At 63.3% G+C, this 26,419-nt stretch carries 19 protein-coding genes and 1 tRNA gene; 10 read left to right on the top strand and 10 right to left on the bottom strand.

The features are described from left to right. Positions 1-132: 132 nt before the first annotated feature. The 5 genes from betI to betB are packed head-to-tail and all read left to right on the top strand — an operon-like array spanning position 133 to position 6,405. Positions 133-723: a choline-binding transcriptional repressor BetI gene (gene betI / locus AC1D1L_RS15460; protein WP_477234117.1), complete on the top strand. Its 591-nt coding sequence runs from the start codon at positions 133-135 to the stop codon at positions 721-723. Positions 724-731: 8 nt separating this feature from the next. Next, positions 732-2,261, top strand: a complete 1,530-nt coding sequence (gene betC / locus AC1D1L_RS15455) for a choline-sulfatase (RefSeq protein ID WP_477342452.1) — start codon at positions 732-734, stop codon at positions 2,259-2,261. After that, positions 2,261-3,262 (top strand): threonine/serine dehydratase, encoded by a 1,002-nt coding sequence (locus AC1D1L_RS15450; protein ID WP_477342451.1) that lies wholly within the window; start codon positions 2,261-2,263, stop codon positions 3,260-3,262. Before betC ends, AC1D1L_RS15450 begins: the two co-directional genes overlap by 1 nt. Continuing rightward, positions 3,255-4,907, top strand: coding sequence for a choline dehydrogenase (betA, locus tag AC1D1L_RS15445; RefSeq protein ID WP_477342450.1), 1,653 nt, complete (start codon positions 3,255-3,257; stop codon positions 4,905-4,907). Before AC1D1L_RS15450 ends, betA begins: the two co-directional genes overlap by 8 nt. A gap of 34 nt (positions 4,908-4,941) precedes the next feature. After that, on the top strand, positions 4,942-6,405 hold the full coding sequence (gene betB, locus AC1D1L_RS15440; protein WP_477342449.1) for a betaine-aldehyde dehydrogenase: 1,464 nt from the start codon (positions 4,942-4,944) through the stop codon (positions 6,403-6,405). Positions 6,406-6,409: 4 nt separating this feature from the next. Here betB and AC1D1L_RS15435 read toward each other — a convergent pair whose 3' ends face one another. After that, positions 6,410-8,647 carry a mannose-1-phosphate guanylyltransferase/mannose-6-phosphate isomerase gene (locus AC1D1L_RS15435; RefSeq protein WP_477342448.1) on the bottom strand — a complete coding sequence of 746 codons (2,238 nt, stop codon included), beginning with the start codon at positions 8,645-8,647 and terminating at the stop codon, positions 6,410-6,412. Between the two features lie 50 nt (positions 8,648-8,697). Beyond that, complete coding sequence (locus tag AC1D1L_RS15430; protein ID WP_477342447.1) at positions 8,698-9,597, bottom strand: LysR family transcriptional regulator; 900 nt, start codon at positions 9,595-9,597, stop codon at positions 8,698-8,700. A gap of 98 nt (positions 9,598-9,695) precedes the next feature. On the opposite strand from AC1D1L_RS15430, the gene AC1D1L_RS15425 reads away from it, so the two are divergent. After that, positions 9,696-10,583 (top strand): NmrA/HSCARG family protein, encoded by an 888-nt coding sequence (locus AC1D1L_RS15425; protein ID WP_477342446.1) that lies wholly within the window; start codon positions 9,696-9,698, stop codon positions 10,581-10,583. A 30-nt stretch (positions 10,584-10,613) separates the two neighbouring features. Here the strand turns inward: AC1D1L_RS15425 and AC1D1L_RS15420 are convergent, their stop codons facing one another. Continuing rightward, the gene (locus tag AC1D1L_RS15420) at positions 10,614-12,134 is read right to left on the bottom strand and encodes a phosphomannomutase/phosphoglucomutase (protein ID WP_477342445.1); all 1,521 of its coding nucleotides are present in this window, start codon (positions 12,132-12,134) and stop codon (positions 10,614-10,616) included. A 200-nt stretch (positions 12,135-12,334) separates the two neighbouring features. On the opposite strand from AC1D1L_RS15420, the gene AC1D1L_RS15415 reads away from it, so the two are divergent. Both AC1D1L_RS15415 and AC1D1L_RS15410 read left to right on the top strand, forming a co-directional pair. Next, positions 12,335-12,411 (top strand) — tRNA-Pro (locus tag AC1D1L_RS15415). Between the two features lie 176 nt (positions 12,412-12,587). After that, positions 12,588-12,932 (top strand): hypothetical protein, encoded by a 345-nt coding sequence (locus AC1D1L_RS15410; RefSeq protein WP_477342444.1) that lies wholly within the window; start codon positions 12,588-12,590, stop codon positions 12,930-12,932. A gap of 41 nt (positions 12,933-12,973) precedes the next feature. Here AC1D1L_RS15410 and AC1D1L_RS15405 read toward each other — a convergent pair whose 3' ends face one another. From AC1D1L_RS15405 to AC1D1L_RS15390, 4 genes are all read right to left on the bottom strand, one after another. Further along, the gene (locus AC1D1L_RS15405) at positions 12,974-14,593 is read right to left on the bottom strand and encodes an ABC transporter ATP-binding protein (RefSeq protein WP_477342443.1); all 1,620 of its coding nucleotides are present in this window, start codon (positions 14,591-14,593) and stop codon (positions 12,974-12,976) included. A gap of 17 nt (positions 14,594-14,610) precedes the next feature. Further along, positions 14,611-15,738: an ABC transporter permease gene (locus AC1D1L_RS15400; protein WP_477342442.1), complete on the bottom strand. Its 1,128-nt coding sequence runs from the start codon at positions 15,736-15,738 to the stop codon at positions 14,611-14,613. Beyond that, the gene (locus AC1D1L_RS15395) at positions 15,731-16,654 is read right to left on the bottom strand and encodes an ABC transporter permease subunit (protein ID WP_023684574.1); all 924 of its coding nucleotides are present in this window, start codon (positions 16,652-16,654) and stop codon (positions 15,731-15,733) included. The genes AC1D1L_RS15400 and AC1D1L_RS15395 overlap by 8 nt, the downstream gene beginning before the upstream one ends. A 174-nt stretch (positions 16,655-16,828) precedes the next feature. Then, entirely contained in the window at positions 16,829-18,421 is a 1,593-nt protein-coding gene (locus AC1D1L_RS15390; RefSeq protein WP_477342441.1) for a peptide ABC transporter substrate-binding protein, read from the bottom strand. Between the two features lie 372 nt (positions 18,422-18,793). Between AC1D1L_RS15390 and AC1D1L_RS15385 the strand changes: the two genes are divergently transcribed. Together AC1D1L_RS15385 and AC1D1L_RS15380 are read left to right on the top strand one after the other, a co-directional pair. Continuing rightward, positions 18,794-19,156: a TadE/TadG family type IV pilus assembly protein gene (locus tag AC1D1L_RS15385; protein WP_477342440.1), complete on the top strand. Its 363-nt coding sequence runs from the start codon at positions 18,794-18,796 to the stop codon at positions 19,154-19,156. Further along, positions 19,156-20,925, top strand: coding sequence for a pilus assembly protein TadG-related protein (locus AC1D1L_RS15380; protein WP_477342439.1), 1,770 nt, complete (start codon positions 19,156-19,158; stop codon positions 20,923-20,925). The genes AC1D1L_RS15385 and AC1D1L_RS15380 overlap by 1 nt, the downstream gene beginning before the upstream one ends. An 18-nt stretch (positions 20,926-20,943) precedes the next feature. On the opposite strand, the gene bglA is transcribed toward AC1D1L_RS15380, so the two are convergent. From bglA to AC1D1L_RS15365, 3 genes are all read right to left on the bottom strand, one after another. Further along, the gene (gene bglA / locus AC1D1L_RS15375; RefSeq protein WP_477342438.1) at positions 20,944-22,590 is read right to left on the bottom strand and encodes a beta-galactosidase BglA; all 1,647 of its coding nucleotides are present in this window, start codon (positions 22,588-22,590) and stop codon (positions 20,944-20,946) included. After that, the gene (glgX, locus tag AC1D1L_RS15370) at positions 22,590-24,590 is read right to left on the bottom strand and encodes a glycogen debranching protein GlgX (RefSeq protein ID WP_477342437.1); all 2,001 of its coding nucleotides are present in this window, start codon (positions 24,588-24,590) and stop codon (positions 22,590-22,592) included. Before glgX ends, bglA begins: the two co-directional genes overlap by 1 nt. 199 nt (positions 24,591-24,789) lie before the next feature. Further along, positions 24,790-26,418 carry an alpha-D-glucose phosphate-specific phosphoglucomutase gene (locus AC1D1L_RS15365; protein WP_477342436.1) on the bottom strand — a complete coding sequence of 543 codons (1,629 nt, stop codon included), beginning with the start codon at positions 26,416-26,418 and terminating at the stop codon, positions 24,790-24,792. Position 26,419 lies beyond the last annotated feature (1 nt).

The following is a 26,419-nucleotide window of genomic DNA, read 5'->3' as shown; positions in this document are numbered from 1 at the left end:
ATAAACAATCCCTCCTGCATCGAAAAGGGCTGCAAGCCGACAATCGCTTGGTGCAGGCTGCAATCGAGTCGATTTTTTGTTGATTGACGGATCAATAAAAAATAATCATGCGGCAAAGAGCCGGGAACAACAATGCCGAAAGTCGGAATGGAGCCATTGCGCCGCAAGGCGCTCATCGACGCGACGATCTCGGCGATCGGCGAGCGCGGCTCGCTTGACGTGACCATGTCGGAGATCGCCGGCCGCGCCGGCGTCTCATCAGCACTTGCCCATCATTATTTCGGCGCCAAGGACGAACTGCTGCTGGCGACGATGCGGCACATATTGGCTGAGCTGACGATCGACATGCGGCGTGCTCTTCAATCCGCCGCCACGCCGCGCGAACGCGTCTCAGCCGTGGTAGCCGTCAACTTCTCCGACATCCAGTTCCAGCCGGAAACCATCGCCGCCTGGCTCGCCTTCTATGTCGAGGCGCAGAAATCATCGGCTTTGCGCCGGCTGCTCAGGGTCTATGCGCGGCGGCTGCATTCGAACCTGATGAGCGGCCTGACCGGCATCTTGGCCAGGCACGAAGCCGACCGTGCGGCGGAAGCAACCGCAGCGCTGATCGACGGCCTCTATATCAGGCGCGCGCTGAAGGACGGCGTGCCGGACGCGGCGACCGCGATCGCGCTGGTCGAAGACTATCTGGAAATCAAACTCGGCGGGCGACAGACACAGTGACAGCCTCAGTGACATCAAGGCGACCCAATTTCCTGATCGTCATGGTCGATCAGCTCAACGGCACGCTGTTCCCCGACGGGCCGGCCGACTTCCTGCATGTGCCGCATCTGAAGGCGCTAGCCGCCCGCTCGGCTCGCTTTGCCAACAATTACACGGCCTCGCCACTCTGTGCGCCCGGCCGCGCCTCATTCATGAGCGGGCAATTGCCGTCGCGCACCGGGGTCTACGACAATGCGGCGGAGTTCGCCTCCTCGATCCCGACCTTCGCCCATCATCTGCGCGCCGCCGGCTACTACACCTGCCTGTCGGGCAAGATGCATTTCGTCGGGCCCGACCAGTTGCACGGTTTCGAGGAGCGGCTGACCACCGACATCTATCCGGCCGATTTCGGCTGGACGCCGGATTACCGCAAGCCCGGCGAGCGCATCGAATGGTGGTACCATAATCTCGGCTCGGTGACCGGCGCCGGTGTCGCCGAGACCACTAACCAGATGGAGTATGACGACGAGGTCGTGTTCCTCGCCACGCAGAAGCTCTATCAGCTTTCGCGCGAGCAGGACGATGCGGAGCATCGGCCCTGGTGCCTTACCGTTTCGCTGTCGCACCCGCACGACCCCTACGTCGCGCGCAAGCAGTACTGGGATCTCTATGAACACAGCCAGGCGCTGGACCCGGAAACGGGCTTCATCGCGCGTGACGATCAGGACGCGCATTCGCAGCGTCTCTATCATGCCTCCGACTACCCCTCCTTCGACATTACCCGTGAGCAGGTGCGTCGTTCACGGCGCGGCTATTTCGCCAACATTTCCTATGTCGACGACAAGCTTGGCGAGCTTCTGGACGTTCTCAAGCGCACGCGCATGCTCGACGACACCACCATCCTGTTCTGCTCGGACCATGGCGACATGCTGGGCGAGCGCGGCCTGTGGTTCAAGATGAGCTTCTTCGAGGGCTCGGTGCGGGTGCCGCTGATGATCGCCGGCAATGGCGTGCCATCAGGGCTGATCGAGGCTCCGGTTTCCAATCTCGACGTCACGCCGACGCTTTGCGACCTCGCCGGAATCGACATCGGGGCGATCGCGCCATGGACCGACGGCCAGTCGCTGCTGCCGCTTGCCAAGGGCGGGCAGCGCACCACGCCCGTGTTGATCGAGTACGCAGCCGAAGGCTCCTACGCGCCGCTGGTGGCGATCCGCGACAGCAAATACAAATTCGTCCATTGCGAGCTCGACCCGCCGCAACTGTTCGATCTCGAAGCCGACCCGCTCGAGCGCGACAACCTCGCCAACGATCCGGCGCACACTGCTCTCGTGACAGCTTTCACAAGAGCAGTCCGGGCGCGTTGGGACATGGTCGCCTTCGACGCCGCGGTGCGCGAGAGCCAGGCGCGCCGGTGGGTCGTCTACCCGGCGCTGCGCAATGGCGCCTATTACCCGTGGGATTTCCAGCCGCTGCAAAAAGCATCGGAGCGGTACATGCGCAACCACATGAATCTCGACAATCTCGAAGAGAGCAAAAGGTATCCGCGAGGCGAATGATGACAACAACGTTCGTTCCCTCCCTCGATCATCTCAAGCAGGCCTATGCCGTCACCTCCAGGGCGACGCAGATCACGCCGTTGCTGGAATCCGCGGCGCTCGCCAAGGAGACCGGTGCTGCGCGCGTGTTCATCAAGCCGGAATCGCTGCAATGGGCGGGCTCCTTCAAGGTGCGCGGCGCCTATTGGCGGCTGAAGCGGCTGTCGCCTGACGAAGCCACGAAAGGCGTCGTCGCCTACTCCTCCGGCAATTTCGCGCAAGGGCTGGCGGCTGCCGGCCAGGCGCTCGGCATTCCCGTCACCATCGTCATGCCGATCGATGCGCCGGCCGCCAAGCGGGATGCCACCGCTGGCTATGGCGCGCGCGTCGTGCTGACCGATCATGGCGAGCGCGCCCGTGAAGAGGTCGCGGCCGCCAAGGCGCGCGAGATTGCCGAGACCGAAGGGCTGGCGTTGCTGCATCCATTCGACGATCCGGAGATCGTTGCTGGCCAGGCCGGCGCCGGGCTCGAAGCGCTCGAACAACTTGAGGCAAAGGACGCCAGTGCCGACCTCTTGTTCTGCTCGGTCGGTGGTGGCGGACTGATCGGCGGTGTGTCGCTCGCCTTCCACTATTTGTCGCCGGCGACCGAGATCATCGGCGTCGAGCCGGAAGGGTTCAACGGCATGGGAGCGTCACTGGATCACGGCGCCATCGAGACCATGCCGATCGCGCCGAAATCGATCTGCGACGGGCTGATGTCGCGGCGGCCGGGCGATGCGCCGTTCGCGGCGGTCAAGACCGCCGGCGTGCGCGGCATCACCGTCGACGATGCATCTGTGCGGCGGGCAATGAAGATCGCCTTCGAGCGGATGAAGCTGGTGCTGGAACCGTCGGGCGCAGCGTCGCTGGCGGCACTGCTCGGCGGCAAGGTGAATGTGGCGGGTAAGACCGTCCTGGTTGTGGCTACTGGCGGCAATGTCTCGCTCGCCGATTTCATGGCGCATATGAACCATGCTTGAAGCAGATTTCGTCATTATCGGCTCCGGCTCGGCCGGCTCGGCCATGGCCTACCGGCTGTCGGAAGACGGCAAGCATTCGGTCATCGTCATCGAGTTTGGCGGCACCGATATCGGACCGCTGATCCAGATGCCGTCGGCGCTGTCGATCCCGCTCAACATGAGCCTTTACGACTGGGGCTTTGCCAGCGAGCCGGAGCCGCATCTCGGCGGCCGCGTGCTGGCGACGCCGCGCGGCAAGGTGATCGGCGGTTCGTCCTCGATCAACGGCATGGTCTACGTGCGCGGCCATGCCCGCGACTTCGACCATTGGGCCGAAGAGGGCGCGACTGGCTGGAGCTTCGCCGACGTGCTGCCCTACTTCAAGCGGATGGAAGACAATGACGGCGGCGAGGATGGCTGGCGGGGCCATGGCGGGCCGCTGCACGTCCAGCGCGGCCCGCGCAAAAATCCGCTCTACGGCGCTTTCGTCGAGGCCGGCCGCCAGGCCGGCTTCGAGCTGACCGACGACTACAATGGTTCGAAGCAAGAAGGCTTCGGGCCGATGGAGCAGACCATCCGCGGCGGTCGCCGCTGGTCGGCGGCATCAGCCTATCTGAAGCCGGCTCTCAAACGGCAAAATGTCAGTGTGGTCAAAGGTTTCGCCCGCCGCGTGATCATCGAGAATCAGCGCGCAGTCGGCGTCGAGATCGAAGCTCACAAACAGATTCAGGTCGTTAAGGCACGACGTGAGGTAATCGTCGCCGCATCGTCGATCAATTCGCCCAAGATCCTGATGCTGTCCGGCATCGGCCCGGCAGCGCATCTCGCCGAAAACGGCGTCCAGGTCGTGGCCGACCGGCCAGGTGTCGGCCGCAATCTGCAGGATCATATGGAGCTCTACATCCAGCAGGAATCCACGCAGCCAATCACGCTGAACTCGGTGCTCAACCCGTTCTCCAAGGCGCTGATCGGGGCGCAGTGGCTGTTCTTCAAGACCGGCCTCGGCGCCACCAACCATTTCGAGGCCGCGGCCTTCGTGCGCTCGCAAGCCGGCGTCGACTACCCCGACATCCAGTACCACTTTATCCCGGCGGCGGTACGCTATGACGGCAAGGCGGCGGCCAAGGCGCATGGCTTCCAGGCGCATGTCGGACCGATGCGCTCGAAGTCGCGCGGCTCGGTGACGCTGCGCTCGCCCGACCCCAAAGCGACGCCGGTCATCCGCTTCAACTACATGTCGCATCCAGACGACTGGACGGAGTTCCGCCACTGCATCAGGCTGACCCGCGAGATCTTCGGCCAAAAGGCTTTCGACAGTTTTCGAGGCAAGGAAATCTCGCCGGGCTCGCACGTCCAGTCGGACGAGGATCTCGATGCCTTCATCCGCGATCATGCCGAGAGCGCCTACCACCCGTGCGGCACCTGCAAGATGGGCCGCGCCGACGACATCATGAGCGTGGTCGATCCGGAATGCCGCGTCATCGGCGTCGAAGGGTTGCGCGTCGCGGACTCATCGATCTTCCCGCGCGTCACCAACGGCAATCTCAACGCGCCGTCGATCATGGCCGGCGAGAAGGCATCCGACCACATTCTCGGCCGCACGCCGCTGGCGCCGTCCAACCTGGAACCCTGGATCAATCCCCGCTGGCAGGTCGCGGATCGATAGGGCATTGTCCAGCGAAGATCATTGGAGACTTCATATGCGCGCCCAGCCAACGGCATCGCACTATGTCAACGGCCGCTACATCGAGGATGAAGGTGGTGCGCCGCTGCCAGTGATCTATCCGGCGACGGGCGAGATCATCGCCACCTTGTATTCGGCGACGCCGAACGTGCAGGAGCTGGCGATCGAAGCCGCACGCGCGGCACAACCGGCCTGGGCGCGGATGAAGCCGGTTGAGCGCGGCCGCATCCTGCGCCGCGCCGCCGACATTTTGCGCGCCCGCAACGCCGATCTCGCGCGCATCGAGACGCTGGATACCGGCAAGGCGATCCAGGAAACGCTGGTGGCGGACGCGCCGTCGGCGGCCGACTGCCTCGAATATTTCGGCGGCGCGGTCGCTGCCTTCAACGGCGAGGCCATCGATCTCGGCGGACCCTTTGCCTATACGCGCCGCGAGGCGCTTGGCGTGTGCGTCGGCATCGGCGCCTGGAACTATCCTATCCAGATCGCCGGCTGGAAATCCGCGCCGGCGCTCGCCATGGGCAATGCCATGGTGTTCAAGCCGTCGGAGAACACCCCGCTGTCGGCGCTGGCGCTGGCCGAAATCTACTCAGAGGCTGGCCTGCCCGACGGGCTGTTCAACGTTGTGCAGGGCTATGGCGATGTCGGCGCCGGCCTTGTCGGCCATGATGTCGTTGCCAAGGTTTCGGTGACCGGCTCGGTGCCGACCGGCCGCAAGGTGCTGTCGCTCGCCGGCTCCAAGATGAAGCACGCGACTATGGAGCTCGGCGGCAAGTCGCCGCTGATTGTCTTCGACGATGCCGATCTCGAAAACGCCATTGGCGGCGCCATGCTCGGTAATTTCTACTCCACCGGACAGATCTGCTCGAATGGAACACGCGTCTTCGTGCAGAGCGGCATTCACGACCGCTTCGTCGACCGGCTGGTCGAGCGGACGAAGAAGATCCGCATCGGCGATCCGCTCGATCCGGAAACGCAGATGGGTCCGCTGGTCAACAAGGCGCAACAGGAGAAGGTGATCTCCTACATCAAGGCCGGCCAGCAGGATGGCGCGACGCTCGCCTTCGGCGGCAATGTGCCGTCGCTGCAAGGCTTTGATGGCGGCTTCTTTGTCGAGCCGACGGTGTTCACCGGCGTCACGGACAACATGCGCATTGCGCGTGAGGAGATTTTCGGCCCGGTGATGAGCGTGCTGAAGTTCGACGGCGAGGACGAGGTCATCGACCGCGCCAACGACACCGAATTCGGCCTTGCCGCCGGCGTGTTTACTCGCGACCTGCGGCGTGCGCATCGGGTGATCGCCGAGCTGCAGGCCGGCACGTGCTGGATCAACGCCTACAATCTGACGCCGGTGGAAATCCCGTTCGGCGGGGTGAAGCAGTCCGGTATCGGGCGCGAGAATTCGCTGGCGGCGCTGGCGCTCTATTCGCAGTTGAAGTCGGTGTATGTCGAGACCGGGGACGTGGCGAGCCCGTATTAGGGCCTCACCCCTTCTGCGCTGTCCCATCAAGATACTGCGTCAGCGCGCAGACCAGATGATAGAAGATGCTGGCCGGCACGTCCGATGCCAGCGAGCGGCCGCGTTCGTCGATGCGGTCGATCCAGAGGCCGAGCGGGGCCGGGTCGATGTGCCAGCGGAACAGGCGGCCGACACGCGCCTCGATTTCCGGCTTGAGATCAGGCCCACCTGAACCGTCAAGCGCGATCGCCGCCTTGATCGCTTCCGCCTGCGGCCAGCTGCGCGACACCAGGTCGAGCGGCAGGCCTTGCCGGGAGACCGCACCATAAGCAAGGCCGGTGGCGCGGTTGAGGCCGTTGGCGATGGCCGAAGCATAGAGCTTGCGGGCAAAATTGCTCAACTCGCTCTGGCCACTGCGGGCGGCAAAATCCGTAAGCAGCGAGGCCCATTCGAAATGGTGGCCAGGCTCGGTCCAGGCCCCCTTCTCGCCAGCCGCCGGTTTCCATTCCGCGTCAAAGTATTCGCCGAGCGTCCAGCTTTCCGGGTCGAAGAAATGGCTGCGAAACAGGTCGATGATGCGAGCGGCGCGGCGCAGATAGGTGCGCTCGCCGGTCGCCTGATGCCAGGCCAGGAAGGCCTCGAGCAGATGCATGTGCGGGTTGGAGCGCCGTTCGCCCTCACCGTCCGATGTCTCGAGAAAGCCGGTCATGCGGCTGTCCTCGAGATGCGCGTCGAGGAAGGAGAAGGTTTCCTCACCAAGCCACAGCGCATCCGGATTGCCCGAGAGATGGGCGTGCGCCAGCGCCAGCAGCACGCAGGAATGATCGTAGGCATCTTCCGTGGCGTCGGCGACGCTGCCATCGACATTGAGCGTGCGCACCCAGCCGCCCCTGCCCGTGCGGCCCTTGCCGGCGATGAAGTCGATGCCGTGGCTGATCAGCCGGTCGGCGGGACCGTCCCAGCCGTGTTCCTTGGCAACGGCGAAGGCATAGATCTGACGGGCTTGGGTCCGCATGCGCTTGGGCTTCATCAGCGGCGTGGCGTCGAAGCCCAGAGCCTCGTGGAAACCGCCATGACGCTCGTCGACGCCAACCGTCGACCAGAGTGGCAAGGTCTCCTGAAACAGCCAGTGACGGACGCGGCGGCGCCAGGCGCCGCTCTCGATGACGCGGTCATGCGCCGGCGTGAACCGTGTCTCCAGCCGGCCGGATTTTTCCAGCTGCTCGACGATCTTCTTGACGTGCTGGCTATGGCTGACGGGAGCGACGAAAGTGGCGTCGGTGGTCGAGACGATGGCGACGTCCTTCATGCCGATGGCCGACAGCAACCTGCCGTCGCTGCGGATGTAGGAGTTTTCGCAGTCGATGGCGACGACGTCGCCGACGATGACATTGCCCGCGCTGTCCGACGGACCGACATCGAGCAGCGACTGCCAGGAGCCGAGATCGTTCCAGCGGAAGCCGGCCGGCACCATGGCGATGTCTTTTGCACGCTCCATGATGGCGTAGTCGATCGAGTTCGACGGGATGGCGGCGTAAAGCTCCAGCGGCATATAGAGGCCGGACAGGTCCGATGTCGCTGCCTTATAGGCCGCTTCGGTGGCTTGCCAGATATCAGGCTGAAAGGCAGTGAAGGCATCACGCATGGCGCCGGCGCGAAACAGAAAGATGCCGGTGTTCCAGTAGAAGGTGCCAGCCTCGAGGTAGCTTTGCGCAGTGGCGAGGTCGGGCTTTTCGACGAAGCGCGAGACGTCGAAGACGCCATCCTTGTGGGCCGCGACTTCGATATAGCCGTAGCCGGTCTCGGGCTGCGTCGGCCTGATGCCGAAGACCACCAGCCGGCCGGCAAGGGCTGCCTCGCTGCCCGCCTCGATGCTCTGCCAGAACTGTTTCGGCGTGGCGATCTCGTGGTCGGACGGTACCACCAGAACCAGGCTGTCGCCGAACTCCGACAATGTGCGCAGCGCGGCCAGCGCCACGGCGGCGGCGGTGTTGCGACCGGTCGGCTCGAACAACGGGCCGCCGCCGGACAGGTCGATACCGGCGAGGTCGGCACGGACGCGCTCGGCATGCCGTTCCGAGGCGATCAGGAAGATCGGCGTTTCGCCATCAGGCCTGTCCGTCAACCGCCGCAACGTCTTGGCGAGCATCGAGCCGTCGCCGGAGAGATCGTGGAACTGCTTGGGATTGTCCTCGCGCGACAGCGGCCAAAGCCGCGAGCCGACGCCGCCGCTCATGACAAAACTGACAATCCGCTCGGTCATTCGGGTCTCGTGCTCAAGGGTTGTTGGTCGATTGGATAGCACGCATGCCTTTAAGCCGTGTTTACCTGACTGGAGATTCGCACGGCTGCCAGCTCGATGAAGGCCTTGACCAGAGGCGAAAGGTGGCGGCTGCTCGGATAGAGGACGTGGAGGCCGCCGGCCGGTGTCGTGTGCTCCTTGAGAACGCGCAGCAACCGCCCTTCATTGATCAACCCCTCGGCAAGCACGTGGGGCAATTGGGCGATGCCGAAGCCCGCAAGCGCGGCTGCAATGACCGACTGCATCTCGTTTGCGGCGAAGCGGCCAGCCACCGCGACCGTCTCCTGGCCGCGCGGCCCATCCAGCACCCAATGAGCGCCTGAAGCCGAGGGACCTGCGACCACGCATTGATGGCGCGCGAGATCCACCGGCTCTTCCGGCACGCCGTGTTGCGCGAGATAGTCCGGGCTGGCGCAGAGCAGCCTGTGCGTGGAGCCGAGCTTGCGGGCGATCAGCGTCGAATCCTGGAGGGCGCCGGTGCGGAAAGCGAGATCGATACCGTCCTCGACCAGATTGAGCCTGTCGTCGGTCAGGCGGAGCTCGACCTTGGTCTTTGGATACATTGCGAGGAAGTCGATGACGGCGCCGATAAGGAAATGGCCGCTAAAGCCGACCGGGGCCGAAATGCGAATCGTGCCTGACGGCTCCGCCCGCGCCTCGGCAAGGCGCAGATTGGCTTCCTCGATCGTCCGCAGCGCCTGGCTGCTCTGCTGGTAATAGAGGCGCCCGGCATCCGTCACGTTGAGGCTGCGCGTCGTGCGCTGGAGCAGGCGGACACCCACCTCGCGTTCGAGCGCGGCAATGCGGCGGCTGACCGTCGTCTTGGGCATGGCCAGCACGCGCGCCGCAGCCGTGAAGCTGCCGGCTTCGACGACGCGCGCAAATACGACGATGTCATTGAGGTCGAGCATTGTATCCAAAAACGGTACGATGTTTTCCAATTATAGGCAGTTATGCATCAATACGACAAATCCTAATTCTACTCCAGCGAACAAAAGGAGCAGACGAGATGATTAGCAAACGAACCATTCTTGTGACCGGCGCTACCGGCCAGCAAGGCGGCGCGGTGGCGCGCGCGTTGCTGTCGAAAGGACATCGGGTGAAGGCGCTGACGCGCAAGCCAGACAGCGAAACCGCGCGACAGCTGGCGACAGCGGGCGCCGAAGTTGCGGCAGGTGATCTCGCCGATACAGCCTCCGTCGTGAGAGCCGCCGGAGACGTCGACACCATGTTCCTGATGGGCAACAGCTATGAGGCCGACATGGAGGAAGAAACCCGCCAAGGGATCCTTGCCGCCGATGCGGCGAAGGCTGCCGGCGTCGGGCATCTGATTTATTCATCGGTTGCCAGTGCAGACAAGAAAACCGGCATTCCGCATTTCGACAGCAAGTATCTCGTCGAGAAACATGTCGTCGGGCTCGGCATCCCCTACACGATCAGTGCGCCGGTAGCCTTCATGGAGAATGTCGTCGCGCCGTGGTCGATCAGCGCGCTCAGCCAGGGCACTTATGCCTTCGCGGTTCCGCCAAAGCGTGCCCTCCAGCTGGTCGCTCTGGCCGACATCGGCGCCTTCGTCGCCGCCTTGGCCGAGCGGCGCGAACAGGTGTTCGGCAAGCGTTTCGATTTCGCCGGAGACGAACTGTCGGGTGAAGACGAGGCGAAGATCCTGTCGCAGGCCATAGGCCGCCCCATCAGCTATCAGGAAATCCCGATCGCCGTGGCACGCCAGCAGAGCGAGGATGCCGCGCTGATGTTCGAATGGTTCGACCGCGTCGGCTACGATGTCGACATCGGCGCCTTGCGCAAGGAATTTCCGGAGGTCCGCTGGCACAGTTTTGCCGACTGGGCACGAGAATTCGATTGGGGTGTGCTTGGGCAGGCGACTTCCGCCGCCTGACTATTCTGGTCTGAACCGAAACGTGGGAACCTAAAAGGTCTGGTTGTAGGCGCCGACGTCCGGGCTGCGGCGCAGCACGGCGTCGACCGCCTCGAACATCTGCCGGCGGCGGTCGGACGATACCGGGCTTTCGACGACCACGACAAGCTCCGGCTTGTTCGACGATGCCCGCACCAGGCCCCAGGTGCCGTCCTCGGCAATGACGCGCACGCCGTTGACGGTGATAAGGCCCGATATCTTCTGGCCGGCAAAGGTGATGCCTTCCCGCTGCATGGCCTGAAAATCCGCCACCACCCGCTCGACCACGCCGTATTTCACCTCGTCGGCGCAATGCGGCGACATGGTCGGCGTGCCGTAGGTCAGCGGCAGCGCGCGGTAGAGATCGGCCATCGAACTCCTTGGATTGCGGTCGAGCATCTCGCAAATGGCGATGGCCGTGACGAGACCATCATCGTAGCCGCGGCCGATCGGCGGGTTGAAGAAGAAATGGCCCGACTTCTCGAAACCGGCGACGGCGCCGAGCTCGGCAACGCGGCGCTTGATATAGGAGTGGCCGGTCTTCCAGTAATCGGTGGTCGCGCCATTGGCCTTGAGCACGCTGTCGGTGTTGAACAGGCCGGTCGACTTGACGTCGACGACGAAGGTCGAGCCCGGATGCTGGCTGGAAATGTCACGCGCCAGCATGACGCCGACCTTGTCGGCGAAGATCTCGTTGCCCTCATTGTCGACCACGCCGCAACGGTCGCCATCGCCATCGAAGCCGAGACCGACATCGGCGCCGGTCTCCAGCACCTTGTCGCGGATGGCGTGCAGCATCTGCATGTCCTCCGGGTTCGGGTTGTAGCGCGGAAAAGTGTGGTCGAGCTCGACGTCGAGCGGGATCACCTCGCAGCCGATGCGCTCCAGCGCCTGCGGCGCGAAGGCACCGGCGGTGCCATTGCCGCATGCGGCCACGACCTTCAGCTTTCGCGCGATGCGTTTGTTCCCGACAAGGTCGTCGAGATAGGTCTCGCGAAAACCAGAGACGAATTCATAGGAGCCGCCGCCGGCAAGATGGAAATCGCCCGACAGCACGATCTGTTTCAGTGCGCTCATCTCCTCCGGCCCGAAAGTCAGCGGCCGCGCCGCGCCCATCTTGACCCCGGTCCAGCCGTTTTCATTGTGCGAGGCCGTGACCATGGCGACGGACGGTGTGTCGAGCGCGAACTGGGCGAAATAGGCCATCGGCGACAGCGCCAGGCCAATGTCTTTTACTCTGGCGCCCGCAGCCATCAGGCCGGACACCAGCGCCAGCTTGATGCCGAGCGAATAGGCGCGGAAATCGTGGCCGGTGACGATGCCAGGCCCGGCGCCAAGACGCCGAATCAACGTGCCCAGCCCCATGCCGAGCGCCTGGACGCCGATCAGGTTGAGCTCCGGCGGCTGCGCGGAGCCGGGGTGACCGAACCACCAGCGCGCATCGTACTCGCGAAATCCCGACGCTTTGATCAGCGCTTCCGTTTCGAATTCGAAGCTGTTGGGCCGGGCGTCGCCTACGATTTTCAGGGGCAAGACAGCAGAGCTCCAGATGGCGAAAACACGATTTATCGAGGCTGCTGCCTAGCACGCAAGGCTTTAAGCGGGGTTTATCCCGGGCGGGAAATCCAAGCTTTGCGGCAATGCCCGACGAAAGCGAACGAAATGCGACGGAAGCGCTGCCATTGCCGCTTGCAGGAACGAAGTACGGCGGCTATAAGCCCGCGGTCTGGTCACGGAGTGTAGCGCAGCCTGGTAGCGCACCTCGTTCGGGACGAGGGGGTCGCAGGTTCAAATCCTGCCACTCCGACCAGAAAAAACAGACACTTAGGTGTCCGTTTCTCCCGACATCCCCACAAGACACCTTAAAGGCAAACCGGCCGCATCGGCGTGTGGCGTCGGCATGGTGTTTTGACGAGACAAGTATCCGCGCTACCTCGATAATGGGACAACCGCCGAAACAGCGGCCCGAAACGAGGTGTGCGGAAGATGAAGTTGTTGATTTCGATCGCAGGCCGGCTGTCAGCGCTGCTTGCTCTGTCGCTGGCGACAGGCTGCTCATCGCTGGGCGGTACGGTCAACCCGGCGAAATACGACAGCATGACATGCGCCGAGCTCAACAATGCCGTGGGCGATATCGCGCGTGAAATCTCGCAAACCGCCATCACCCGCGGCAAGGTCGCCAACACCAGCGTGCCGAACTGGCTGCTCGGCGGCGCACGCGTCAAGACCGCCGTCGCCAACCGTGAGACGGCCAGGATCGAAAAGCTGAAGCAGCGGGAAGAGGTGATTGTCACGACAAGAGCCGGCAGATGCCCCAAGTCAGCGGGCTAAGCGAACTGGTCCTGCCCTGAATATCTGCTTCACTTCACGCCTCAAGCACTCAACCGGAACCGCGTCACATCGATCGCCGCATTCATCAGCGTCTGTGTGTAGGCTGCCTGCGGGTTGCTGAATATCTCTTCCGTCGGGCCTTCCTCGACGATCTTGCCTTGCTTCATGACGATGATGTAGTCGGCCATGGCGCGCACCACGGCGAGATCGTGGCTGATGAAGAGGTAGGACAGTTCGTGGTCGGCCTGCAGCTTGCGCAAGAGCTCGACGATCTGTTTCTGCACCGAGCGGTCGAGGGCCGAGGTCGGCTCGTCCAGCACCACCAGTTTGGGCTTCAGGATCATGGCGCGCGCGATGGCAATGCGCTGGCGCTGGCCGCCTGAGAATTCGTGCGGGTAGCGGTTGCGGGCATTGGGGTCGAGGCCGACCTCCAGCAAGGCCTCGACGGCGCGCTGGTCGCGTTGCTTACCTGACAGGTTCGGCTCATGCACCAAAAGCCCTTCGGTGATGACCTGGCCGACAGTCATGCGCGGTGACAGCGAGCCGAACGGATCCTGGAAGACGAGTTGCATCTCACGCCGCAGCGGCCGCATCGCCTGGCGGTCGGCGGTGGAAATATCCCGGTCGCCGAAGCGGATGACGCCGTCGCTCGGCAACAGCCTGAGCAAAGCGCGGCCGAGCGTCGATTTTCCGGAACCGGATTCGCCGACGATGCCGATGGTCTGGTTGCGCTTCAGCCGAATCGAAATGTGGTCGACAGCGCGTAGCATCAACGGCTCGCCGGCGAGGAAGCCGCCGCCGATCTTGAACGTCACTTCGACATTGCGGCCCTCGAGCAGCACCGGCGCGTTGGCCGGCGGTGGCGCCTTGGTGCCGGTCGGTTCGGCGGCCAGAAGCATTTTCGTATAGGCATGCTGCGGGTTGGCGAAAAGCGCTTCGGCCTCGCCTTCCTCGACCACCTCGCCATAGCGCATGACATAGACGCGGTCGGCAAAGCGCCGGACAATGCCGAGGTCGTGGGTGATGAAGACGATGGCCATGCCGAGCTTGCGTTGCAGTTCGGCGAGCAGCACCAGGATCTGCGCCTGGATGGTGACGTCGAGCGCCGTCGTCGGCTCGTCGGCGATCAGAATATCGGGGTCGTTGGCGAGCGCCATGGCGATCATGACGCGCTGGCGCTGGCCGCCCGACATTTCGTGCGGATAGGATTTCATCCGCCGCTCGGGATCGGGAATATGCACCAGCCTGAGCAGCTTGAGCGCCTCCTCGCGCGCCTCGGCCGCGTTCAGCCCGCGGTGCTTGCGGATCGGTTCAATCAGCTGGTTGCCGATCGAATAGAGCGGATCGAGCGAGGTCATCGGCTCCTGGAAGATCATGCTGATCTTGGCGCCGCGCACCTTGTTGAGGTCGCTCTTGGTCATGGTCAAAAGATTGCGGCCGCGATAGTCGACGTGACCCGTCGCCTCGCCGTTGGACGCCAGCAAGCTCATTGCCGCCATCATCGTCTGGCTCTTGCCGGAGCCGGATTCGCCGACCACGGCGACGGTCTCGCCGGCATTGACGTGGATGTTGATGCCTTTGACGGCTTCGACGGCGCCGTCGAGCGTGCGAAAGCGGACGCGAAGGTCCTTGACGCTGAGGATCGTTTCGGGATTTCCCATCTCGACGGTTCCCATCTTTATCGATCTCTCGGGTCGAGCGCGTCGCGCAGGCCGTCGCCGACGAAGTTCAGCGCAAACAGCGTCGAGACGAGGAAGAAGGCCGGGAACAAAAGCAGCCAGTTGGCGGTGCCGATGTTCTTGGCGCCGACCGAGATCAGCACGCCCCAGCTGGTCATCGGCTCCTGCACGCCAAGGCCGAGGAAAGACAGGAAGCTTTCCAGGATGATAACCTGCGGCACCAAGAGCGTCATGTAGATCACCACGGGTCCGAGCAGGTTGGGAATGACATGGCGGAGCAGGATGCCGCGCTGGCCAACGCCCATGGCCTCGGCGGCCTGGACATATTCCTGACGGCGGATCGACAACGCCTGGCCGCGCACGATGCGCGCCATGTCGAGCCACAGCACCGCACCCACCGCTAGGAACATCAGCACGAAGTTGCGGCCAAAGAACACCACCAGCATGATGACGAAGAAGATGAACGGCAGCGAATAGAGCACGTCGACGATGCGCATCATCACCTCGTCGATCTTGCCGCCGGAAAAGCCGGCCGCCGCCCCGTAAAGGACGCCGATGACCACGGCGACAACGCCGGCAAGCAGGCCGATGGCCAGCGAAATGCGCCCTGCCATCAGCGTGCGCGACAACAGATCGCGGCCGGTGTTGTCGGTGCCGAACAGGAAATACTGCTGTTTGACCGACGCGGTCATCGTCAATTCGAGCCCGTCGGCCGATTTGCTCTCTATCTTGGTGTCGTCGAAGGCATCGGAGCGGTCGAGATAGCGGATGTTGCGCTCATCGATCGGTTTGGTCGAGGTGACGGTGACGGTGACGCGATTGCCGTCCTGTTTCCATTCCTTGATGTCGACGCGCATGCGCTTGATCGCATCGTCAAGCGCCGTCTCGATCATGTCGGTCCGTGGATAGGGGCTGAAGCTCGGCGGCGTGCGCACATAGTCGGCATAGATGGTGGTGTATTGATGCGGTACGAACCAGGGGCCGAACACGCTAATGACGCCGATGAAGGCAAGGTAATAGAGGCTGAACATGGCGGCGCGATTGGCCTTGAGCCGCGCCCATGCGTCGCCCCAGAGCGAGCGGCCGACGACGGCCGGCGGAGCGGCGGTGGCTGCGATATCAGTCATAGCGCACCCTCGGATCGACGACCGCATACATGACGTCGACGATCAGGTTGAAGACGATGGTGAAGAGCGCGATCACCACCACGGTTCCCATCACCAGCGTGTAGTCGCGGTTGAGCGCGGCATCGACGAAATAGCGGCCGACGCCGGGAATGGAGAAGATGGTCTCGACGATGACCGAACCGGTGAGCAGCGCCGCGGCCGCCGGACCGGTGAAAGACACGATCGGCAGGATGGCGCCACGCAGCGCGTGCTTGACCACCACCGACCAGTCCGACAGGCCGAGCGCCCGCGCCGTTCGGATATGATGCGAGCGCAAGCTCTCGATCATCGAACCGCGCATCAGGCGGGCGACAATGGCGATCTGCGGCAAAGCGAGCGTCAGCACCGGCCCGATCTTGTTGATCAGTGCGCCGTCGCCCCAGCCGCCGATCGGCAACAGCTTCCAGGTCAATCCGAACACCAACTGGATCACCGGCGCGATGACGAAGGTGGGGATGGTGCTGCCGGCGGTCGCCAGCGCGATGACCGTATAGTCGCCAAGCTTGTTCTGGTTGAGCGCGGCAATGGTGCCGAGCACCGAGCCGAGCAGAAGCGCCAGGATCAGCGCGGAGGTGCCGAGCTGGACTGAAATCGGCAAGCCCTTGGCGAAGAGTTCGGTGACGGTGAAGTCAGGCAAATTGTAGCTCGGCCCGAAATTGCCGCGCAAAAGATTGCCGAGATAGTGAGCATATTGCAGCCAGAGCGGATCGTCGAGGCCGAACTGGGCTTCAAGATTGGCCCTGATCTCGGGGCTCAAGCCCCGCTCCTGATTGAACGGGCCGCCTGGTGCGACGCGTATCAGGAAGAACGCCATGGTCACGATGACGAATAGCGTCGGTATGGCGGTCAGAAGCCGCCGTAAGATATATCGCAGCATCGGCGCCCCGCTTCGGCCAGAGCGCCACACGTCCATGCGGACGCATTGCCACGCTCCGGCGCTCCAAATCTTCGCACCGGGCTTGCCGAAAATCGACCACGACTTTCGGACCGATGCGATGACCGACCAGCCCGCCGCGCCCGGATGGGGCGCGGCGGTCCAGTCAAGGATGATTCAGTCCTTGGAGATGAAGCGGGACGGATGAACGTCCATCACATTGTCATCGAAGCCATGCAGCTTCGAGGAAACGATATCGTGGAAGCTGTAGTAGAGAAGCGGAATGTTACCGACATCATCGACAAGGATGCGCTCGGCAGCAGTGAGGTCCTTCATGCGCTCTTCGGGTTTGCCGCCGGCTGCCGCGGCCTTGTCCATGGCCGCCTCGTATGCCGGGCTGTTGTAGTTCGAATAGTTGTTGCCGCTGGCCTTGCGTGTGATGCCGAGGAAGGTTTCCGGATCCTTGTAGTCGGCGATCCAGGCGGCACGCGCCACGTCGTAATTACCCTTCTGCTCGAGGAAGGAATAGTGGGTCTTGGTATCGGTGTTGAGCAGCGTGATCTCGACGCCAAGCGGCTTCAGCTGTTCCTGGATGGCAACCGCGGTGTTCTTGTGATTTTCCGAGGTGTTGTAGCGAATCTCCATCTTCAGCGGATGCTCAGGCGTATAGCCGAGTTTCTCGAGGATTTTCTTGGCGGCGTCCTCGCGGTCGATCTGCGACATGTCGGCGTATTTGGCCAGTGCCGGCGTGTAGCCCGCGATGCCTGGAGGCACCATCGAATAGCCCGGCAGCATGGAGTTCTGCCAGACCTTTTCGGCCAGGAAGTCGCGGTCGATCGCCATCGAGATGGCGTTGCGCAGCTCGACATTGTCCCACGGCGCCTTGTCGGTCTTGACCGCGTAATAGTAGGTGCCGAGATACGGTCCGACGCGGACCTGATCGCCGAACTTGGTCTTCAGGTCAGCGAGCTGTTCGGTCGGCAGGTCGCCGTAACTGTCGAGTTCACCGGCCTCGAAGCGCTTCATCGCCGATGAGCGGTCTTCGGTCGGAATATAGTTGACGACGTCCATCTTGACGGTCGCGGCGTCCCAGAATTTCGGATTCTTGACCAGCTTCATGTGGTCGTTGGGAACCCACTCGGCCAGCGTGTAGGCGCCATTCGAAACAAGATTGCCCGCCTTGATCCAGTCGGCGCCGAGCTTGTCGATCGAGGCCTTGTTGACCGGATAGGTGGCCTGGTGGGTCAGCATCTCGAGGAAGTATGGCGTCGGCGCCTTCAGCGTCACCTCCAAGGTGTTGGCATCTATCGCCTTGACGCCCATATCCTCGGGCTTGCCTTTCTTGGTGTTGACTTCCTCTGCGTTCTTCACGGGATAGAGCATGGAAGCATATTCGGCGGCGGTCGCCGGATCCTCCAGCCGACGGAAGGAGTAGACGAAGTCGTCAGCCGTCACCGGGCTGCCATCCGACCATAAGCCGTCCTTGCGCAGCTTGAAGGTGTAGACGGTGCCGTCATCCGATACGGTCCAGCTTTCGGCGGCGCCCGGAATGAGGTTCGTCTTCTGATCGTGCATGACCAGTCCCTGGAACAGGTCGCGTATGACATCGGCTTCGTAGGTGGTGGAGGTCTTGTGCGGATCGACCGTCTCCACTTCGGCGGCGCTGCCTCTGTTATAGACGGTCTCGGCAAGGGCCGGCGTCAGGAACGTGCCTGCAGCAAAGGTCATGGTTGTGGCGACCAGCGTCGCCTTCAGCATATTTTTCAGCATGAAGTCTCTCCCTGCGGCGCGGCCCAGCGGCTCGCGCCTTTCGAGTGTTAACGCCCCGGAACCGATTTCTGGCCCCTTTGAGCGCGCCGCCGGTTCCCTTTCCGGCAGCTGGTGGCCAGGACACTAGACAGACGGAAATATTATTTCAACCGCCCGCTGCTTGACGTAGAGTGAGTAGTCCCGCGCTAAAATAGTTCCAGCTAAAATTCAAATGCCATTCAACTGGCTGCACCTTGCGGTTGCTTTATCGGTTTTCTGTTTTTGCAAGCGAAGTTTGGCATACTCGGCAGTATGCTGCAGAACCCAAAACTCCCCGCTTTGTGGTGTCGTTTCCGGGCGAACGCCTCGGGGACCTCGGCGATCGAATTCGCCATGCTGGCGCCTTTGTTCATCCTGCTTCTACTCGGAATGGTTGCATATGGCATCTATTTCGGCGCCAGCCATTCGGTCCAGCAAATCGCGGCGGATGCGGCGCGAACGGCGATTGCGGGGCTGAACGCCACTGAACGCAAGACGCTGGTGACCAACTTCAACAACGATGTCAATGGTTATCCCTTCGTCGATGCCACGAAACTGACGGTCGACGCCAAGGACAGCGTCGCCGATGGCAGTCAGTTCGTGGTCTCGGTCAGCTACGACGCACGCAATTTGCCGATCTGGAATCTGTTCCCCAATCTGGCGATGCCGGGCATGACCATTCAACGCCAATCGACGATCCGGGTCGGGGGCATCTGATGCGTAGTGCCGTTGCTGGAATGTGGCAGATATGCCGGCGGCTGCTGCGCGAGAAGCGGGCCAATTTCGCTGTCATGACGGCGCTCTGCGCGCCCGTCGCGCTGGTCCTGACGGCGTTCGCCGTCGACCAAGGCGCCCTATTCAACGAGCGCCGCGCAGCGCAGTCGATCGTCGACCTGGCGGCGATCACTGCTGCGGCCAATCTTGCCAACGTTGAAACGGCGGTGCTGACGACGCTGAAGGACAATGGCATCAGCTCGGTTGCCGTGCAGAAAGACGGGACAACCGCCGCGCCAACAGCCACCAAGGCGGTGGTCCAGATTGTGCCGGGGCGCTACACCGGTTTGAGTTCGATCGCCGCCGGCAGCCGGTTCGAAGCGGGCAAGCTGCCCTACAACGCCGTGCGCGTGTTCCTGAAGAAGCAGGGCACGCTCTATTTCGGCACCTCGCTCATGGCCCCGCCGGTCATCGGCACGATGGCCACCGCAAATGCCCAGGCGCAGGCGACATTCTCGGTCGGCTCGAGGCTGGTCAGCGTCAATGACGGCCTGCTCAATGCGCTCCTCAAGGGACTGGTGGGCGGCAACATCTCGCTCAGCGTGATGGACTATAATTCCCTGATCGCGGCCGACATCAACGTGCTTTCCTTTGTCGACGCGCTCGCGGTTCAGTTGAACATGACCGGTGTATCCTATTCGGATGTGCTGGCTTCAAAGGCCAGCATCGGCCAGATCGCAACCGCCATGGCCAATGTCCCGGGGCTTGGCAACACGGCCAAGCTGGCCTTGCAGTCGGTGGCCTCGAAGGCCACCAGCACGGTCCAGATTCCGCTCAGCCACCTTGTCGACCTCGGCTCGGTCGGCCGCCTGGGTCTCGGGCAAAAGCCCTCGGGTCTGGGGGTCGATACCAGCGCCATGGGGATGCTGACGGCCGCAGCCTCCCTTGCCAACGGCACCAACCAGGCCCAGCTCGACCTTGGCGTCACCGTGCCTGGCCTCACCGCCACGACGCTCAACGTCGCCATTGGCGAGCCGATGCAATCCTCGCCATGGCTGGCTGTCGGCGAGGCCGGCACCGTGGTGCGCACCGCGCAGACACGCATCAAGCTTCTGGCGTCGGTCACCGTCGGCAACAGCAATATCGGCGGCGGCATCAGCCTGCTCTCCGTCACCCTGCCGCTGCATATCGAAATCGCCTATGCGGAGGCCAAGCTGACGGACATAAGCTGTCCGACGGGCCGTCCCGAGAGCATCAAGGTCACCATCGCCACGCGCCCCGGTGTCGTCGAAGCGCATCTCGCGGCCAGCAGTGCCGACGGCAATCCCGGCGCCTTCGCCGATTTCACCAAACCGCAATCCTTCTACAACACCGAAATCGCTACGGTGAGGCTGCTGCTCGTCCCGCTCTTGTCGGTGAAGGGCTCTGCGGCGTTTGCGATGACCAACATGAACTCGACGGATCTGGTCTTCAAGTATAGCGACATCACCGCCAAGACGATCAAGACCGTCTCAACGCAGAACCTGACGCAGTCGCTGACCACCTCGCTGGTCAAGAATCTGTCGCTGACGGCCAACGTGCTGGGCCTGCCGATCAACCTCAGCGCCCTGCTTGGAACGGTCAAGCCGGCTGTGGTGGCACTGCTGAACAGCGTGACGGCGCCTGTCGACGCGCTGGTCTACAATGTGCTCGCAGCGCTCGGTGTGAGCGTCGGCCAGGCCGATGTCCGGGTCACCGGCGCGACCTGCGGCCGCTCCGTTCTGGTGCAATAGGCCCGATCTATAGGTTAGCTAGCCGGTTCGTCCGACAAACCAGCCCAGCGCCGGTAGCGACAGCCCCTCATCCTGTAGGACCGCACCGCCACCCGGAGCTATCGCCACGACGGGCCCGAAATCCGGCGGCAGTGGCCAGTCGGCCGGCTCGTCGGCGAAATTGAAGACGCAGAGCAATGTCTCGCCCTCGCCCTGCCTGATGAAGGCAAGAACATCGCCCTCGGTATCGAGAAAACGGATCGAACCCTTGACCAGAGCCGGATGCGCCTTGCGCAAGGCCAGCATCATCCGGTAGCCGGCGAGCACGGAATTTTCGTCGCCATTCTGGACGTCGACCGCCCGGGCCCGCTGGCTTGCAGGCACCGGCAGCCAGGGCTTGGCCGAGGAAAAACCGGCATTGTCGGCGCCCGCTTCCCAGACCATCGGCGTGCGGCAGCCGTCCCTGCCTTTGACCGTCGGCCAGAAGCGGATGCCGAAGGGATCACGCAGATCCTCGAAGGTCAGTTCCGCCTCCTGCAGCCCAAGCTCCTCGCCTTGATAGAGGCAGATCGATCCGCGCAAGCAGGCGAGCAGAGCGATCGAGAATTTCGCCACCGCATCCGGATCGCCGCCCGGCCGCGTCCAGCGGCTGACATGGCGCACGACATCGTGGTTGGAAAACGCCCAGCAGACCCAGCCATCGGCAACCGCTGTTTCAAACGCCTCGACGCAGCCGCGCACATGGGCAGGCGAGAATTGTGCCCCAAGCAGATCGAACGTGTAGCACATGTTGAGCTTGTCGCCGCCGGAGGTGTAGGCGGCCAGCGTCTGCAGCGAACGGCTTTCGTCGCCGACCTCGCCGACACTGGCGCGGCCGTCATACTCGTCGAGCAGAGCGCGAAAGCGCCGGAGGAAACCGAGGTTCTCCGGCTGCGACTTGTCGAACAGATGTTCCTGGAAGAGATAGGTGTTGGTTTCGCCATTGGTGCCGGCGACGCTCGACGCCAAAGGCGGATTGCTACGCAGCCAGCGGTCATGGACATAGTAGTTTACCGTGTCCAGGCGGAAGCCGTCGACGCCGCGGTCGAGCCAGAACCGCACCGTGTCGAGCAGCGCGTCCTGGACCTCCGGATTGTGGAAGTTGAGGTCCGGCTGCGAGGCGAGAAAATTGTGCATGTAGTATTGCCGGCGGGTCGCGTCCCACTCCCAGGCCGGGCCGCCGAAAACCGAGAGCCAGTTGTTGGGGGCGTTGCCGTCGGGTTTGGTGTCGGCCCAGACGTACCAGTCGGCCTTGGGGTTGTCGCGACTCGATCGGCTTTCGACGAACCATTCATGTTTGTCGGAGGAGTGCGACAGCACCTGGTCGATGATCACCTTCAGGCCGAGCCGGTGCGCCTCGGCCACCAGCGCGTCAAAATCATCGAGCGTACCGAACATCGGATCGACCGCCTGATAGTCAGAGACGTCGTAGCCCATGTCGGCCATTGGCGACTTGAAGAAGGGCGACAGCCAAACGGCGTCGACGCCGAGCGAGGCGACGTGCGCCAGCCGCGATGTGACGCCTACGAGGTCGCCGCTGCCGTCGCCTGTCGTATCCTGGAACGAGCGCGGGTAGATCTGGTAGATGACGCAGCCGCGCCACCAGTCGGCTTCTTCAGGTCCCGACTGGGCATTGCCATCGGCCATCACGAACCCTTCCTGGCGCGGACCTTTGCGGTCCGGCGCTCGATCATGAAACTGACACTGCGGCCGGGCAGCGGGCGCGCAAGGTCGACCGCCTGCGTTTCAACGGCCGGCTGCCATTGGAATCCTTCCCGCACGGGCAGCGTAAAGACGCATTGGCGGCGGTCGCCATTGACGATGACGGCCAGGCGGCCTTCCGCCGTATTGCCAAGCAGCATGACGAGACGGTAGCGCGAGGCATCGTTCCAGTCGGCCTCACTGAGCAGCGCGCCGGTCTCGGTCAGCCAGGCGACATCGGGCACATCAGAACCAGTCGGCGGCTCCCCGGTCAGGAAGCGCGTGTCAGAAAGCGCTGGCGCAGCGCGGCGCAGTGCGGCGAGCGCCGACACATGGGCTTCCAGCACGAGGTCGCGCCCGGCCCAGTCGAGCCAGGTGATGGCGTTGTCCTGTGCGTAGGCGTTGTTGTTGCCCTTTTGCGTGCGGCCGAATTCGTCGCCCGCCGTCAGCATGATCGTACCGCGCGAGGCAAACAAGGTGGCGAGCAGCGCTCGGCAGTCACCGGAACGGGCCTCGGCAACCGCCTTGTCAGGGGTCTCGCCCTCGACGCCATTGTTCCACGACAGGTTCTCATTGTGGCCGTCACGGTTCTTCTCGCCATTGGCCTGGTTGTGCTTGGCCTCATAGGTGACGATGTCGGCCAAAGTCATGCCGTCATGCGCGGCGATGAAATTGACAGTGCGGCTGGCCGGTTGACCCTCCCTGCCGAACACGTCCGACGAACCGGCGAGCCTGGTCGCCAGCGCGCCGACCGCGCCGGCATCGCCGCGCCAGAAGCGCCTGACGTCGTCGCGGTAGCGGTCGTTCCATTCGAGGTATGGCGGGCGGAAATTGCCGAGCTGGTAGCCGTTCGGGCCGATGTCCCAGGGCTCGGCGATCAGCACCCTATCGGCAAGGATCGGGTCGGCAGCAATGGCTTGAAGCAAAGGTGCTTCAGGATCGAAAATGCCATCGACGCGGCCGAGGATCGGCGCCAAATCGAAGCGGAAACCGTCGACGCCAGCGTAGCGGACGAAATGACGGAGCGTATCGTGCACCATCTCCCGAACGATAGGATGGTCACAGGCGACCGTGTTGCCGGTGCCGGTGTCATTGACCAGGCGGTTGTCGGTCTCATGCCTATAGTAGGCACGGTTGTCGAGGCCGCGCAGCGATAGCGTCGGGCCGAGCCGATCGCTCTCACCGGTGTGGTTGAAGACGAGATCGAGGATGGTGCCGATGCCGGCCTTGCGCAGCGCAGCCACCGTGTCGCGCAATTCGGTCAGGCCGCCCGGCGCCAGGCGCGGGTCGAGGGCCATGAAGGTGACCGGGTTGTAGCCCCAGGCGTTGCTCAAGCCGAGCGGCGGCAGATGCCGCTCGTCGATCCATGCCGTCACCGGCATCAGTTCGACGGCGGAGACGCCTATCTTCTTGAGGTGCTCGATGATGGCGGGATGAGCAAGTGACGCGATGGTGCCGCGCTGCACTTCCGGCACGTCGGGATGCAACCTGGTGAAGGAACGGACATTGAGTTCGTAGATCAGGCCGCCGGGCTTGAACAGCGGCGGCTTGGCCGGCACGACCTTGGGCGAAGCCACGGCAATTGCCTTGGGCATGAGCTGCGCGGTGTCGGCGCCTTCGTTGCGTTTGGCCGTGAGCCGCCAGTGATACTGGTACGGCCGGTCGATTTCGATGGCGTAGGGATCGGTGAGCAGCTTGTCGGGATCGAACCACAGGCCGCGTTCGGGCGCATAATCGCCATCGGCGCGAAAGCCATAGCGGGTGCCGCCGGCAAAGCCGGCGACTGACAAGGCAAAAACGCCCTCGCCTTCCGGCTGAAGCTCAAGCCGGTCGGTTTCGCGGGCGCCGGTGCCGTCGAAGATCGACACCCAAAGACGCCGTGCCGACGACGACCAGGCGGCGAAGCGGATGCCATCGCGGGTGATGGTTGCGCCGAGATGGGTCATGGGCGCGGCTCCCCTTCTCCCCTTGTGGGAGAAGGTGGATCGGCGCGCAGCGCCGATACGGATGAGGGGTGCTGGAAGGAATGAGGCATTGGTGCTTGAAACGATGGTGTGCGCCAAGCTGGAGCACCCCTCATCCGGCCGAGCTTCGCTCGGCCACCTTCTCCCACAAGGGGAGAAGGAGAGGCGCGCCGCACCACTCTCAAGTAATCACGCTCGGCTTGTTGCGGCCGGTGTGGCTCTTGATCCCGGCAATATCATCCGCCGCCGCAATCAGGTCGGCAAGCGCCTCTTGCGTGTCGAGATCGTGCCTCGCTCCGTCCGGCTCGTAGCGCTCGATATAGACGCGCAGCGTCGCGCCTGAAGTGCCGGTGCCCGAGAGGCGGAAGACGACGCGCGAGCCGCCTTCGAACAGGATCCTTATGCCCTGGTTCTTGCTCACCGAACCGTCGACCGGATCGTGATAGGCGAAGTCGTCGGCATTGGCGATCTTCAGGCCGCGCACGCTGGTGCCAGGCAGCGAGGTCAGCTTGGCGCGCAACTCGTCGACCAGGACATTGGCGCGTTCGGTCTCCACCTCTTCATAGTCGTGGCGCGAATAATAGTTGCGGCCATAGGTCGCCCAGTGCTCGGTGACCACCTGCTTGGCGCTTTCGCCGCGCACCGCCAGGATGTTGAGCCACAACAGCACTGCCCACAGCCCGTCCTTCTCGCGGACATGGTTGGAACCGGTGCCGGCACTTTCCTCGCCGCAGATCGTCGCCATCCCGGCATCGAGCAGATTGCCGAAGAACTTCCAGCCGGTCGGCGTTTCATAAATGCCGATGCCGAGCTTTTCGGCGACGCGGTCGGCAGCGCCGCTGGTCGGCATCGAGCGGGCGATGCCTTTGAGGCCGTCCTTGTAGCCCGGCGCCAGTTGCGCATTGGCGGCAAGCATCGCCACCGAATCCGAGGGGGTGACGAAGATGCCCTTGCCGATGATCAGATTGCGGTCGCCGTCACCATCGGAGGCGGCGCCGAAATCCGGCGCGTCCGGTCCCATCATCTCGTCGTAGAGGTGCTTGGCGTGGACCAGGTTGGGGTCGGGGTGATGGCCGCCGAAATCCGGCAGCGGCTTGTAGTTGCGGCAAGTGCCGTTCTCCGCGCCAAGCCGGCGTTCGAGGATTTCCTTGGCATAGGGACCGGTGACCGCATGCATGGCGTCGAAGCGCATGCGAAAGCCGTATTTGAAATTGGCGCGGATGGCGTCGAAATCGAACAGGCTTTCCATCAGCTCGGCATAGTCGGTGACCGGATCGATCACCTCCACCGTCATGCCACCGGCCTCGACGGTGCCGATTTTGTCGATGTCGATCGCCGCGATGTCGGCGGTCTTGAAGCTCGAAATCGTCTTGGTCTTTTCGAAGATCGCGTCGGTCAGTTTTTCCGGCGCCGGGCCGCCATTGCCGGCATTGTACTTGATGCCGAAATCCTCATGCGGGCCGCCTGGATTGTGGCTGGCCGACAGGATGATGCCGCCGAAGGTCTTGTATTTGCGGATGACATGCGAGGCGGCCGGCGTCGACAATATGCCGCCCTGCCCGACCATCACCTTGCCGAAGCCGTTGGCCGCCGCCATGGCGATGGCTTTCTGGATGACCTCGCGGTTGTAGAAGCGGCCGTCGCCGCCAATCACCAGCGTCTTGCCCTTGAAGCCATCGAGCGCGTCGAAGATCGACTGGATGAAATTCTCGGCATAGTGCTCCTGCTGGAAGACAGGCACCTTCTTGCGCAGGCCGGACGTGCCGGGTTTTTGGTCAAGATAGGGTTTGGTGGCGACGGTCCGGATCATG

The sequence above is a fragment of the Mesorhizobium sp. P2_D6 genome (assembly GCF_056404315.1).
This window is presented reverse-complemented; position numbering and strand designations above follow the sequence as displayed.